Raw genomic sequence first — 13,023 nt, 5'->3', positions numbered from 1 at the left:
TAGCCCGGGCGACCCGCCCGGCGGCGCGCATCGTGTTTGCGCGCCGCCGGGACGGGCGACGTCAGATACTGATCGCGACGGGGCCGGCGAGCGGCGTGTAGCCGTCGTCGAACAGGAACCACGCATCGTATTGGCCCGATGCGAGCGCGCTGTTCGCAGTCGACGAGAACAGCAGCGAGCCGGTGCTCTTGGGCAGGTACGCCCACGACTTGTAGCCGCCCTTGGTCGGCTGCGCGCCGCGCGGATAGATGCCGACCCAGTTCTTCGGGCTGTGGCGCCACGGCGGCACGACGTAGTCGAATCGCAGCGTGCCGTACGACGCGCCCTGCGACGACAGTGCCGCGACGAACTTGCCGTTCGTATTGCCGATCGCCGAATCCGTCAGCAACGTGCCCGATTGCGCCTGGACGCAGCCGGCGATGCGGCGCAGGAAGCCAGGGTCGTTCGCATCGCGGATGCTCGCGTCGTACCAGCCGGCGTCGCCGTACCACGTGACGGTCTGCGTCGCGCCGGCCGGCACGCTGACCGACTGCGCGCTGTTCATTCCGTACGCGTTGTCGACGAGCTGGAACGTCGTCGCGCTGGCGCCGGCGGCATTGTCCAGCGTGATCAGCACGTTGCCGTTCTGCACGTCGTAGCAGAGGCTGACTTCGGCCGTCGAACCCGCGCTCCCCGCTGCGCCGATGTTGCCGCGCAACGTCTGCAGGAAGCCGTTCGGGCCGTAGATCGAGTAGTCGTAGCCGCCGCCCGAATTCAGCGCGAGTGCGTCCGTGACGCACGTGCCCGTGCCGGCGCCGATCGTGTAGTGCCGCGGTATCGTGCTCGTGCCATCGACCCACGCCTGCAGATGCACGGCGGCCGCGCCGGTATTCGTCATCGTCAGCCCGAGCGTTTTGCCCGAGCGGTTGACCTTGCCCTGGACGAAGAACTCGTACGGCAGCCGGCACGCGGGAGTGCGGCCGGCCGTTTGTGCCGGCACCGCGGTGGTGGTGGCAGGGGGAATCAGGACCGTCGAGCCGTTCGGGTCCATGTTGCTGGTCGCGGCCGGGATCGCGGGAATCGTCTGGTCCGGATTCGCGAAATCGAATGCCGAAGTGAGATCGCCGCACACGGCACGCCGCCACGGTGTGATGTTGGTTTCCTGCAGCCCGAAGCGCGCTTCGAGGAAGCGGATCACCGACGTATGGTCGAACACTTGAGAGTTGACCTTGCCGCCTTTCGACCACGGCGAGATCACGAACATCGGCACGCGCGGGCCGAGCCCGATCGGCGTGTCGCCGCTCGCCGAGCCGTCCGATGCGGCGCCGCCGCCCGCGACGAATTCAGCGGCGGTCGAGATCGTCGAGCGGCCGGTGCCGGCGGCGGCGCTCGCCGGAACGGCCGGCGGCACGTGATCGAACAGGCCGTCGTTCTCGTCGTACATCACGAGCAGCACGGTGCTGGCCCACACGGCCGGATTCGACGTCAGCGCATCGAGCACGTTGCTCACGTACCATTCGCCGCCGCTCGCGGCCCACGACGGATGCTCGCAATAGGCGTAAGGCGCGGCGATCCACGACACCTGCGGCAGCGTGCCGTTCGCGACGTCGGCCCGCAGCTGGCTGAAGAGATTCGTGTCGTATTCCTTGCCGCCGCCGGTCGGATCGATCTGCGTGCCGTTGAGCGCCGGCGCGAGCGGATCGTTGGCGCCGAGGTTCTGGTACTGCCGGAAGTTCAGGATGACGTTGTCGCCGTAGTTGCCGTTCCACCAGAGATCGCGCTTCGAGCCGTTGTATTCGCCGTAGCCGTGACCGGCATCGAGCCCGTTGCCCTTGTCCTGGTAGAACTTCCACGTGACGCCGGCCGTGTTCAGGCGTTCCGGCATCGTGGTCCAGCCGGTGCCGGTCATCGTGTTGTTCGTGTAGGGCGAATAGCCGGCGACGTTGCCGCAGCAGCCGGTCCACAGATACAGGCGGTTCGGGTCCGTCGGGCCGAGCATCGAGCAGTGGTACGCGTCGCACACGGTGAAGGCGCTCGCCAGCGCGTGGTAGAACGGGATGTCGTTCTGCGTGAAGTAGTACATCGTGCCGCTGGTTTTGGCGCCGACCCAGTTGTCGTAGCGGCCGTTGTTCCATGCGCTGTGCGTGCCATTCCAGCTGTGATCGAGATCGCCGTAGTACGTGTCGCCGTTCGCGACGCCGGAAACGGGCGGCGACGGGTTGAACGGAAACACGTAGGACAACGGCGCCGGCTGGCGCCACACCGGGTAGCCGCTGGAAATCACGACCGGCCGCGGATCGCCGAAGCCGCGTGCGCCGCGCAGCGTGCCGAGATAGTGGTCGAACGACCGGTTTTCCTGCATCAGGATGACGACGTGCTTGACGTCCTGCAGGGTGCCGGTGACGCTCGCCGCCGGAATCGACTGCGCGCGCAGGATGCTTTCGGGCAGCATGCCGGTCACCGCGGTGGCGCCGGCGAGTTTCAGCGCGTCGGCAAGGAACCGACGTCGTGTCGTGGGTGTGTTTTGCATGATCGCTCTCTGTCGTGGGTGACGGATGGGGCGTGCGTCGGTCAGTGGCACGCGGTCGCGCAATGCACGACCGGCGCGGACGCCGAGGCCGGCGCCGATGCCCGCGCGGCGGCGATGTTGCCGGCCGGGCTCGAGTCGCCGTCGCCGCAACCGGCCAGCGTGCACAGGAGCGCGATCATGAAAACGCCGCGCCAGTGCGGAATACGGCTTGCCGCAGGGCGAGGCGGGACGGCTCGTGGATGATCCTGATCGAGTCGGATTCCTGAATGATTGGAATGAATGCTGCGTATTCCGTATTTCATTTCCCCTCCAGACATGAAAATGGACAGCAGAGCATATCGCCCGAATCAGAACAACTTCATGACAGGCCAGCCGCGCGTGCCGGCCACCCCGGAAAGCTTCGCGTCGGGATTGGTCGCGACCGGATGCGTGACGTAGTCGAGCAGCGGCACGTCGTTGATCGAATCGCTGTAGAAGTAGGTCCGTTCGAAATCGGAAGCCGCGTAGCCGAGCGAGGCCAGCCACGCGGCCGTGCGCACGATCTTGCCTTCGCGGAAACTCGGCACGCCGATGCTGCGCCCGGTGAACCGCCCGGCCGGCGTGCCGTCGTCGGTGTCGAGCTCGATGCCGAGCAGATGCTCGATCCCGAACTCGGCCGCGATCGGTCGCGTGACGAAGACGTTGGTGGCCGTCACGATACAGCAGAGGTCGCCGTTCTCGCGATGCCGGTCGACCAGCGCGCGCGCCTGCGGCGTGATGGCCGGCCGGATCACTTCGTCCATGAACTGCGCATGCCAGCGTTCGAGCTGCTCGCGCGGGTAGCGCGTGAGCGGCGCGAGCGTCACGGCGAGATACGCGTCCATGTCGAGCGTGCCGGCCGCATAGTGGCCGTAGTGCTCGTCGATCAGCGCCGTGTGCGCGTCGTCCTCCTGCCCGACCCGCGTGATGAAGCGGCTCCAGGCCTGGTCGCTGTCGAGCGGCAGCAGCGTGTGATCGAGGTCGAACAGCGCGAGATTCTTGTGCATGAGTGGTTCCTTGTATCGCGTCGTCACGCGCCGATGAGTTTGTCGATCGCGTCCTTCGCGTTCTTCCCGTCGATGGTCGTGACGCCGTCGAGCCACTTCGACAGCACGCCGGGGTTCTTCTTCGCCCATTCCTTCGCGACCGCGATCGGGTCGGCGTGATTCATGATCGGCACCATCAGCTGGTTCTCCTCGTCGGTCGTGAATGTCAGGTTGGTCAGCAGCCGGCCGACGTTCGGGCAGCGTTCGAGATAACCGGGCGAGACCAGCGTATAGACCTTCGCGGAGCCGTAGTTCGGGCCGAACACGGTGTCGCCGCCGTCGAGATACGCGATCTTGTATTGGAGGTTCATCGGATGCGGCTCCCACGCGAGGAACACGATCATCCGGTGCTCCTGCACCGCGCGCGTCACCTGCACGAGCATCCCGGCTTCGCTCGATTCGACCAGCTTGAAGCCGCCCAGCCCGAACTCGTTCTTGTCGATCATTCGCTGGATCAGGGCGTTGCCGTTGTTGCCCGCGCCGATCCCGTAGATCTTGCCGTCGAGCTGGTCGCGAAACCGGGCGATGTCGGCAAAGCGCTTGAGGCCCTTGTCCGACGCGTATTGCGGCACGGCGAGCGTGTAGCGCGCGCCGACCAGGTTCGGCTGCGGCAGCAGGTGAACGGCGCCGGCGTCGACGAACGGTTTCACCGTCGGCGTCATGCTCGGATCCCAGTAGCCGAGGAAGGCATCGATCTGCGCCTTCTTCACGCCGGCCAGCACGATCGGCGGCGACGCGATCGTCTTGGTGGCCTCGTAGCCGAGCCCGTCCAGCAGCATCATCGCGACGCCGGTGGTGGCCGCGATGTCGCTCCAGCCGACGTCGCCGAGCGTCACCTTCCTGCACACGTCGCCTTCCGACGCGTGAGCGGGGGCCGTTGCCAGCGCCGTCAGCAACGTTGCAGCCAGCATCCATGCCTTCTTCATCATGTCGGTCTCCTAAGCAGTGTTCCGGATCGTGTTACCTGATTGGTCTGACGATTGATCGTATGGATCGGATGAAACAAACAAACTTGGGTCTGGCTTTGTCGTTTTGCGTACCGTATATTAGAACGCACAAAATCGCAAGATCGCACAAAAATACAAATCGTCGGGTGGCCCGTGCGACGTGGGCGGGACGAGGGCAGGGAAAGTCGGGGCGGCCCGTACGGGCTGCGCGTCATCGAGTGGAACCGCAGGACAAGGAGACTTCGCATGATCAGTCAGCTGGAAATCATTGCCCGCCTGTTGCTGGCGGCCTTGCTCGGCAGCCTCGTCGGCATCGAGCGCGAACGGCTGTCGTGGGCGGCCGGGTTGCGCACGCACATGCTGGTGGCTGTGGGGGCCGCGCTCGTGATGGTCGTGTCGGCGTTCGGCTTCGCCGACATCCAGGACGCGAAGAACGTGTCGCTGGACCCGTCGCGCGTCGCCGCGCAGGTCGTGTCGGGCATCGGCTTTCTGGGCGCGGGGTCGATCATGCTGCGCGGCGAGATCATCCGCGGGCTGACGACCGCCGCGAGCCTGTGGGTCGTCGCGGCGGTCGGGCTCGCCGTGGGCGGCGGGATGTACGTGGCCGCGATCGCCGCTACCGCGATCGTGCTGGCGATCCTGGCCGGGCTGAAGCCGATCGAGAAGCGCTTCTTCGCGACGCGGCAGCGCTGGGGCGTGCGCATTCTCGCGAGCCGCGGCGCGGTGAAGCTCACGTCGCTGCAGGCGATGCCCGGCATCGACCAGGCACGGATCGTCCGGTTCATCATCGAGCAGGACGACGCGACGCCCGACGACGATCGCATCCACGTGGTGTTTTCGAAGATGACGAGCGGCGAGTTCCAGGTGGCGCGTCAATCCCTGCAGACCCTCGCCGGCATCAAAAAATTGGAGGAAAGCGCTGGGTAGACGGTCATTCGAATAATATTGACGAACATTTCCGAGGACATTTCATGTGGCAAGAAGAGCGATACCAGAGGATTCGGCTTCTGTTATCGAAGATGCAGCGCGTTTCCACCGACCGGATCATGGCCGAGCTGAACGTGTCGCGCGAAACCGTGCGCCGCGATCTGGTCGACCTCGAGGCGCTCGGTGAACTGAAGCGCGTGCACGGCGGCGCGGTGCAGGTCGGCGACGAAGCGCCGATCGCCGAGCGTGCGCAGACGCACGTGAAGGCGAAGCTGGCGATCGCCCGCGCGGCCGCCCGGCTGGTGTCGGGCTCGCAGACGCTGTTCATCGACGCGGGCACGACCACGACGCTGCTGGCCGAGGAACTGGCGAAGCTGTCGGGCCTCACGATCGTCACGAATTCGATCGACGTCGCGCTGAAGATGCGCTCGGGCGACCCGGCGCAGGCGAAGAACGAAACGATCCTGCTCGGCGGGATGATCGGCAGCCGCGCGGCGGCGACGGTCGGCGACGGCACGGTCGCCGAAATCTTCCGCTATCGTGCCGATCTCGCATTGCTGTCGCCGGTCGGCGTCGACCACGTGCGCGGCGCGACGAACTACGACCGGATGGAAACCGAAGTGGCGCGCGCGATGGTCAGCAACGCGGCGGAAGTCGCGATCCTCGCCGATTTCAGCAAGCTCGGCACGAACAGCCGGATCGGCTTCTGCGAACCGGCGCGGATCGGCACGCTGGTCACCGACCAGAAAGCGGAGTCGGTCGACAGCTACAAGAACATCCGGAAGGTCATCAAGAACATCGTGCTGTCCTAGGCGGCTGGCGGGCATCGTCGCGCGCGTGCCCGAGGGCTGAACCAGGCAGGTGGGCCGCCGGCATTCGCCGTGCCGGCCATCGTGTATGCTTGCCCGCATCGATCTAACGGCGGACAACATGAAGACTTCGGCACACCCCAAGCCTGAGGTGCGGTTCAGGATGCGTATCCAGCAGGCCGACACGATCGCGCTCGGCCCGGGCAAGGTCGCGCTGCTCGAAGCGGTGCGCGAGCACGGCTCGATTTCGGCGGCGGCGCGCAGCCTGAACATGTCGTACCGGCGTGCGTGGCTGCTGATGGACGAGCTGAACCGTTCGCTGAAATCGCCGGCGACGGTGTCCGAGCATGGCGGCCAGAGCGGCGGCGGCAGCGTGCTGACGCCGGTCGGCGAGGAAATCATCCGTCTTTATCGCGGGATCGAGGCGCGCGCGTACGCGGCTTGCGCGGACGAGATCGCCGCGCTCACGAAAATGGTGCGGCGCTGAAGGGTGCGTCGCGCTGACGTGCGCGCCGGCCTACCCGTGCCGCAGGCAGAAGCGTGACGACGTATCGCTCGCGGCGGCATTCGGCATGATGACGTCGCGTGCCTGCGCATCGAGCCGCCCGATCAATTCGACGAAGCTCGCCACGCTGGCGGTCCGCAGCGGGTAGTACGCGATGTGATGCCGCTCGCAGGTGCGCTTGAGCAGGTTCATCGAATCGTGGTCGATGCAGTCGACCGGAAACACGACCATCCGCGCGCCTGGCAGCGCCGCGGCCAGCAAGCCCTTGCGATCCTCGATGCCGCCGTCGTGCAGCGTCACTTCGCCGCCCGCGGTTTCGACGATCCGCCGGATCGCGCGGTTCGAGCCGGGCCGTCCGCCGACATAGACGACGCGCGTGCCCCGCAGTATCGACGGCGAATGCGCCGCGTGCTCGGCCGGGTCGTCTGTCGACGCCTGCACCGCCTGTTCGAGCGCGCTTGCTTCGGCGCGCAGCGTCTTGACCATCGCCATCAGGTCGTCGAGCCGCGCGCGCATTGCACGGGCGCTTGCCTGTTCCGCGGCGATCCGCTGCTCGGCCGCCTCGCGGCGGCTCGTGTGCAGCGCGAGCCGCTCGTCGCGCGCCGCCAGCGCTTCGCGCAACGCGTGTACTTCGTCGCGCAGCACGCGTTCGGCCGCAAGCGGTTGCGCGTGCCGGTGTGCGTGGAGCGCACCCCGCTCCTGCAGCGCCACGTCGCGCTGCGTGCTCATTTCGTGCAGGCGTGCCTGCTGTCGTTCGAGCTTCGCGTGCAGTTCCGCGTTCTCCCGTTCGAGCGCGACCAGCCGCCGGATATCGGCGCGATTGGCCGCGCCGACCAGATGCGACAGCATGTGCACGTCGCCGAACGCGACCTGGCGCACGGCCATCGTCGCGCGCGGATGCGTCATCAGCGCCCAGTACGCCGGGGGAATGTCGCCGCTCGCGAGCGCGTCCTTCCAGCGCGCGACGAGTGCGTCCGCGTCCTTCGCGCCGTCGAATGCGCGGATCGCTCCGGCATAACGCTCGTCGAGCGCCTTGTGCAACGCCTTGGCGCCGGCCGTGCCGCCGATCGCGAGTTCGACGGCCGCGTGATGGATCTCCAGATCGGTCGCGCGCTGACGGTCGACATCGGCGAATTTCGGCACCAGCTTGCGCAGTTCGTGCGTGGTCAGGCACGTGCCGATGATCGAGCAGTGCAGGTTCGCGTCGAGTTCGGACAGGCGCGCGCGGCGCGTCAGTTCGACCTGTTGCGCGCGGGACGGCGCGCAGCAGGCGTCGATCCGCGTGCCGGCTGCCGCGGGCGAATGGCCGCCGGGCGACGAGAGGTCCGCCGTGCGGGCCAGGCGAAAGGGCGGAGCGTGCATGTTGACCTCGATCCGGCACGATCGGGCCGGAGACGGATGCGCGAAAGATGGCTCGAAATATACCACGGAATATAACGAGGCCGATGCCGGGGAAATACCGGGCAACGGGGATCGCGCGGTCAGCAGAGCGCCGTTGAACGGTCGATCGGCTGCGGCACGACGGCAGGCGCAGCGGGCGGAACCGAGGCCGATGCCGAGGCCGGCGCATGGCGCGCGATCACGGATTCGACGCACAACCCGACGAACAGCACGTCGACGCGTTCCAGCGCGATGACCGCGCGGCGCATCGCGGCCTGGTCGTTGCTGAACGCATCGGAAAACACGTCGTCGCGCGTGCGTTCGAGGCGGCGCGCGTGGCCGATCGCGCGTTCGAGTTCGGAGAGCCGCGTGAAGCGGGCAGTGCGCGCTTCGTGTTCGAGCATCGACAGCAATTCTCGAAAGCCCATGGCCGACAGTGCGTCGTCCGGCATGGCTTCGGCGTGCGCGGCCGAGAACATCCGGATGAAACGTGCGACGCTGCCGCGCAGGCGGCGGAACGCATCGACGACATCGGTGACCTGCTGCGCCCGCGCGTCGCTCGACAGCGGCTTGAGCGCGCTGATCTTGCGCGCGAACGGCTGTTCCCGAGCGCTGTGCAGCGGGGTGCGATCCGTCGCCGTGCGGGTCATGATGGTGCTCCGGGTATGCAGGTCTCGATATATTCTACGGAATAGATCGAATTCGCAAAAAAAGGCGATACCGTCGCCGCGCGACACGGTATCGCCCACGACCCGAACGGCCGCACCGGTCAGTCGATCGCGCGCATCGCGTGGCGCAGTTCCTGATAGCTGCGCAGCCCCGCGACGCCGAGTTCGCGCCCGATCCCGCTGAGCCCGAAGCCGCCCCAGCACACGTGCGGGTAGATCAGCTGCGGCGCATTGATCCACACGAGCCCCGCGCGCACGCGCCGCTGGAACCGCCGTGCGGCGGCCGCATCGCGCGTGACGACGGTCGCGACGAGCCCGTAGCGCGTGTCGTTCGCGAGCGCGATCGCTTCGTCATCGGTGCGGAACGATTTCACGCACGCGACGGGGCCGAACACTTCGTCGGTCCATAGCGGGTTGTCCGCGGCCGGTTCGGCGATCACGACGGGCGCCATGAAGAAGCCGGCGCCGCCGGCGTCCGCGACGCGGCCGCTGAACGCGATGCGTGCGCCCGCATCGACGCCGTGTTCGAGCATCGCCTCGACTCGCGCGCGGTGCGCGGCGGAGATCAGCGGCCCCATCGCGACCTGGTCGGTGCCCGGCGGCGCGACGACGAGCGCGCGCACGGCCGTCTCGAACGCGGCCATGAAGCTGCGATAGAGGCTGTCGTGCACGAGGATGCGCGCGGTGGCCGAGCACATCTGGCCGGCGTTGGTGAACGCGCCCGCCACGGCGAGCGACACCGCGACATCGAGATCGGCATCGTCGCGCACGATCAGCGACGACTTGCCGCCGAGTTCGAGCGTCACGCGCTTCATGTCGATGGCCGCGGCCTGCATCACCTTGCGGCCGGCCGCCGTGCTGCCCGTAAACGAAATCTTGTCGATCAGCGGATGCGCGGTCAGCGCCGCGCCGATCTCGGCGTCGCCGTTCACGACGTTGACGACGCCGGCCGGCACACCCGCTTCGATGACGATGTCGAGCAGCGCGTGCTCGGTCGGCGACGTGAGCTCGGACGGCTTCAGCACGACCGTGCAGCCGGCCGCGAGCGCGGGCGCGAGCTTCCATGCGGTCGTGACCATCGGGAAATTCCACGGCATCACCAGCGCGGCGACGCCGACCGGATCGTGGAAGCGTTCGGCCGTGACGCCATCGCTCGGCAACGCAACCGGTTCGGCCGCGAACAGCGCCGGGTCTTCGCACAGCTTCGCGTAGTACGCGAAGGTCGCGACGACATCGCCGACATCCGCGTCGGCCTCGAACGGCGGCTTGCCGCTCACCTGCATCTGCAACGCGGCGAGACGCTCGCGCGCGGCGTCGACCCGCCCGGCGATCGCCGCGAGCACGCGGCCGCGCTCGGCGGGCGGCGTATCGCGCCAGCCGGCGAACGCGTCGCGCGCGGCGCGCACCGCGGCGTCGACGTGCGCGGGCGTCGCGAATTCCTGCCAGCCGATCGTATTGCCGGTCGATGCGTTGAAGACCGGCGCGCCGATCGTGTCGGAATGCGTGCGCACCGGCTGGCCGGCGATGCGCGCGGCGGGCAGCACGAACGGGTGCGTGGAACGGGAAAGTTCGGCGGTGGACATGACGGTCATCCTGTCGATCGGGTTAGCGGTAGGCGACGCCCGGCATCACGCAGAGCATTTCGAACGCGAGGTTCGCGCCGGTGAGCGCGGTGGTGCCGGCCGGATCGTACGGCGGCGATACTTCGACGAGGTCCGCGCCGACGATGTTCAGGCCCTTCATGCCGCGCACGATCTCCAGGCCCTGTTGCACGGTCAGGCCGCCGATTTCCGGCGTGCCGGTGCCCGGCGCGAACGACGGGTCGAGGCCGTCGATGTCGAAGCTCAGGTACACCGGCGTGTCGCCGACGCGTTCGCGCACCTGCGCCATCAGCGGCGCGAGCGACTTGTTCCAGCAGTCTTCCGCCTGCACGACGGTGAAACCCTGCTGCCGGCACCAGTCGAAATCGTCCGCGTGGTAGCCGGTGCCGCGCAGGCCGATCTGCGTGACCTTGTCGCATTGCAGCAGGCCGTCTTCCACCGCGCGGCGGAACGGCGTGCCGTGCGCGATCTTCTCGCCGAACATCGTGTCGTTCACGTCCGCGTGCGCATCGACGTGCACGACCGCGACCTTGCCGTACTTCCGGTGCAATGCGCGCAGGATCGGCCACGCGATCGTGTGATCGCCGCCGAGCGTGATCGGCCGGCAGCCGTTCGCGACGATCGCGTCGTATGCCTCCTCGATGCGGCGCACCGAGTCCTTCAGGTCGTACGGGTTGGTCGCGACGTCGCCGATGTCGGCCACCTGCAGCGAATCGAACGGCGCGGCGCGGGTGGCCATGTTGTACGGGCGCAGCAGCACGGATTCGGTGCGGATCTGGCGCGGGCCGAAGCGCGCGCCCGAGCGGTTCGACGTGCCGAGATCGAGCGGCACGCCGACGAAGCACGCGTCGAGGCCGTCGGTCGTCGTGGCCTGCGGCAGCCGCATCATCGTGGCGATGCCGCCAAAGCGCGGCATCTCGTTGCCGCCCATCGGTTGGTTCAGTTCGCGGGGCATGGGGCCGTCTCCTCTTTCTGGTGTCAAGCGATCGGCCGATGGTAGAGGAGAACGCACGCGCGAAGATCCTGAAGTCGCAACGTTTACATCGACCGGGCTCGATGCAAGTGGCGCCGCCGCATCGACGCGGCGCGACCGAACGCGGCGGGGCGGGTCAGCGCGGGATGGCCGGCGGTGCGTCGTCGTCGTGCGCTCCGGCGGCGGGAAGCGCGGCTGCCGCCGACCCCCATGCGGCGAGTTCGCGCTTGGTGCGCACGCCGAGCTTCGCGAAGGCACGCTTCACGTACGACTCGGCCGACGCGACGCGCACGCCCAGAATCGCGGCGGCTTCGGGCACGGTCTTGCCGGACAGCAGGTGCTTGCAGGTCTCGTATTCGCGTTTCGACAGCTTCACGTCGCCGGCCGCGAGCCGCGCGTCGAATTGCGCGAGCGGATGGACGTCGGGCGTCGGGTGCGCGATGCGCCGCGCGGCGGTGGTCGACGCATGCAGCTCGAGCAGCGGGAACAGCACGTCGCTGATGTTGCGGAAGCGGTTCATCTCGGCGAGCGTGAACGGCGGACGGTCGCGGCCGCGCTCCAGCGCGATCGAATGCTGCGAATAGCGCGTGCCGCGTGCGAGCACGCATTCGTGACCGATATGCACGTCGTCGTAGATCCGCTGGCGGAATTCGCCGGGCGGGATCGCCGCGATGTCGCGCACGACCAGCATCGTGCCGGTCTTGCCGCGCAGCCCCGCGAACAGCGGGTCGCTGTCGAGAAAGCGCTCGTAGTAGAGCGTCATCACGTCGGAGATTTCGGTGGCTTCGGTCCCGATGCCGCTGCTGCCGATCCATTCGCAGCGGTAGCCGGTGGGCATCGTGCCGTCGACGCGCGAGCGTTCGACGTGCGCGACGTCGAGCGGCACGACGTCGTTCAGCAGTTGCGTGAGGCGCGGCACGAAATGCGGCGTGCCGACCGTCTCGATCAGCTCGCCCAGCGCCTTGAACGACACGTTGAAATGGTCGTCGTCGCGGTGGAAGGGGTTCACGTTGAGCAGCATGCGGGTCCCAGGAACCGGCCCTTGAAGCGGCGCGATTGTAGCGATCCGCGCCCGAAAAGGTCATTAGGGGAATTACCGTACGGAGTCCTGCTGCCTCGCGTACCCCCGAAAACGCGGCTTGTCCCCCCCGAAGGGGGGCATACCGGGGCAGTGTAAATGAGTAACTTTGTCTCTGCTTTTTTCAATCGAGAGACGAAAGATTCAGATGACCAAACTGATCAAGGACATCCTGCCGCTGGGCGCAGGCGTGGGCGAATTCACGAAGCTCGACTTCGGGATGGACGAAAGCGACTGGCGCGCGGCCGAAGGCAAGAGCGGCAACTACATCGTCGGCTGGTGGGAGGGCAAGGCCGGCTCGGTGGAGTTTCCGGAAACGGCAGCCGACGAAGCGGTGTGGCTCGTCGAGGGCCGGATCGCGCTGACCGACGTCGAGGGCAATCGCAAGGAATTCACGCCGGGCCAGGGCTATCTGCTGCCGGCCGGTTTCGCGGGCCGCTGGGAGACGATCGAGGACGCGAAGAAGTTCTACGTGCTGCTCGAGCAGTCGTGATGTCGGAAACCGCCGCCGCGGCGTCGTCGTCCGTGTGACGCGAACCCGGCGGCGGTTTCGTTTTTCGCG

The 13,023-nt window shown here is 67.5% G+C and carries 13 protein-coding genes; 4 read left to right on the top strand and 9 right to left on the bottom strand.

The features are described 5' to 3' along the window. Window positions 1-61: 61 nt before the first annotated feature. The 4 genes from H0X95_RS23785 to H0X95_RS23770 all read right to left on the bottom strand — a co-directional run bounded on the left by H0X95_RS23785 (window position 62) and on the right by H0X95_RS23770 (window position 4,502). Entirely contained in the window at window positions 62-2,509 is a 2,448-nt protein-coding gene (locus tag H0X95_RS23785; protein WP_059722267.1) for a phosphocholine-specific phospholipase C, read from the bottom strand. A 41-nt stretch (window positions 2,510-2,550) separates the two neighbouring features. Further along, window positions 2,551-2,688, bottom strand: a complete 138-nt coding sequence (locus tag H0X95_RS36020; RefSeq protein WP_006482227.1) for a hypothetical protein — start codon at window positions 2,686-2,688, stop codon at window positions 2,551-2,553. A gap of 168 nt (window positions 2,689-2,856) precedes the next feature. Continuing rightward, complete coding sequence (locus tag H0X95_RS23775) at window positions 2,857-3,534, bottom strand: HAD family hydrolase (protein ID WP_006482220.1); 678 nt, start codon at window positions 3,532-3,534, stop codon at window positions 2,857-2,859. A gap of 23 nt (window positions 3,535-3,557) precedes the next feature. Beyond that, on the bottom strand, window positions 3,558-4,502 hold the full coding sequence (locus tag H0X95_RS23770; RefSeq protein ID WP_006482222.1) for a choline ABC transporter substrate-binding protein: 945 nt from the start codon (window positions 4,500-4,502) through the stop codon (window positions 3,558-3,560). 264 nt (window positions 4,503-4,766) lie between these two features. On the opposite strand from H0X95_RS23770, the gene H0X95_RS23765 reads away from it, so the two are divergent. The 3 genes from H0X95_RS23765 to H0X95_RS23755 all read left to right on the top strand — a co-directional run bounded on the left by H0X95_RS23765 (window position 4,767) and on the right by H0X95_RS23755 (window position 6,743). Continuing rightward, window positions 4,767-5,447 (top strand): MgtC/SapB family protein, encoded by a 681-nt coding sequence (locus H0X95_RS23765; protein WP_006482226.1) that lies wholly within the window; start codon window positions 4,767-4,769, stop codon window positions 5,445-5,447. Between the two features lie 44 nt (window positions 5,448-5,491). Then, window positions 5,492-6,259 carry a DeoR/GlpR family DNA-binding transcription regulator gene (locus H0X95_RS23760; RefSeq protein ID WP_006482225.1) on the top strand — a complete coding sequence of 256 codons (768 nt, stop codon included), beginning with the start codon at window positions 5,492-5,494 and terminating at the stop codon, window positions 6,257-6,259. Between the two features lie 160 nt (window positions 6,260-6,419). Then, window positions 6,420-6,743, top strand: coding sequence for a winged helix-turn-helix domain-containing protein (locus tag H0X95_RS23755; protein WP_006495828.1), 324 nt, complete (start codon window positions 6,420-6,422; stop codon window positions 6,741-6,743). A 30-nt stretch (window positions 6,744-6,773) separates the two neighbouring features. On the opposite strand, the gene H0X95_RS23750 is transcribed toward H0X95_RS23755, so the two are convergent. The 5 genes from H0X95_RS23750 to H0X95_RS23730 all read right to left on the bottom strand — a co-directional run bounded on the left by H0X95_RS23750 (window position 6,774) and on the right by H0X95_RS23730 (window position 12,404). Continuing rightward, window positions 6,774-8,123: a DUF2325 domain-containing protein gene (locus H0X95_RS23750; protein WP_059722271.1), complete on the bottom strand. Its 1,350-nt coding sequence runs from the start codon at window positions 8,121-8,123 to the stop codon at window positions 6,774-6,776. Between the two features lie 119 nt (window positions 8,124-8,242). Continuing rightward, entirely contained in the window at window positions 8,243-8,791 is a 549-nt protein-coding gene (locus H0X95_RS23745) for a hypothetical protein (protein WP_059722272.1), read from the bottom strand. Window positions 8,792-8,910: 119 nt separating this feature from the next. Then, window positions 8,911-10,392 carry an aldehyde dehydrogenase family protein gene (locus H0X95_RS23740; protein WP_059722696.1) on the bottom strand — a complete coding sequence of 494 codons (1,482 nt, stop codon included), beginning with the start codon at window positions 10,390-10,392 and terminating at the stop codon, window positions 8,911-8,913. Window positions 10,393-10,414: 22 nt separating this feature from the next. Beyond that, a complete protein-coding gene (gene speB, locus H0X95_RS23735; protein WP_006495824.1) occupies window positions 10,415-11,365 on the bottom strand; it encodes an agmatinase in 951 nt (316 codons plus the stop codon). Between the two features lie 154 nt (window positions 11,366-11,519). Further along, the gene (locus H0X95_RS23730) at window positions 11,520-12,404 is read right to left on the bottom strand and encodes a helix-turn-helix transcriptional regulator (RefSeq protein WP_059722275.1); all 885 of its coding nucleotides are present in this window, start codon (window positions 12,402-12,404) and stop codon (window positions 11,520-11,522) included. Window positions 12,405-12,609: 205 nt separating this feature from the next. Here H0X95_RS23730 and H0X95_RS23725 point away from each other — a divergent pair, with 205 nt between their 5' ends. Continuing rightward, window positions 12,610-12,954, top strand: a complete 345-nt coding sequence (locus tag H0X95_RS23725) for a cupin domain-containing protein (protein WP_006484551.1) — start codon at window positions 12,610-12,612, stop codon at window positions 12,952-12,954. The last annotated feature ends 69 nt before the right edge of the window (window positions 12,955-13,023 follow it).

The organism is Burkholderia sp. 9779_493 (assembly GCF_015712215.1).
GTDB classification, from domain to species: Bacteria; Pseudomonadota; Gammaproteobacteria; order Burkholderiales; family Burkholderiaceae; genus Burkholderia; species Burkholderia cenocepacia.
The sequence above is the reverse complement of the archived record's forward strand: the minus strand, read 5'-3'. Positions and strand labels throughout refer to the sequence as shown.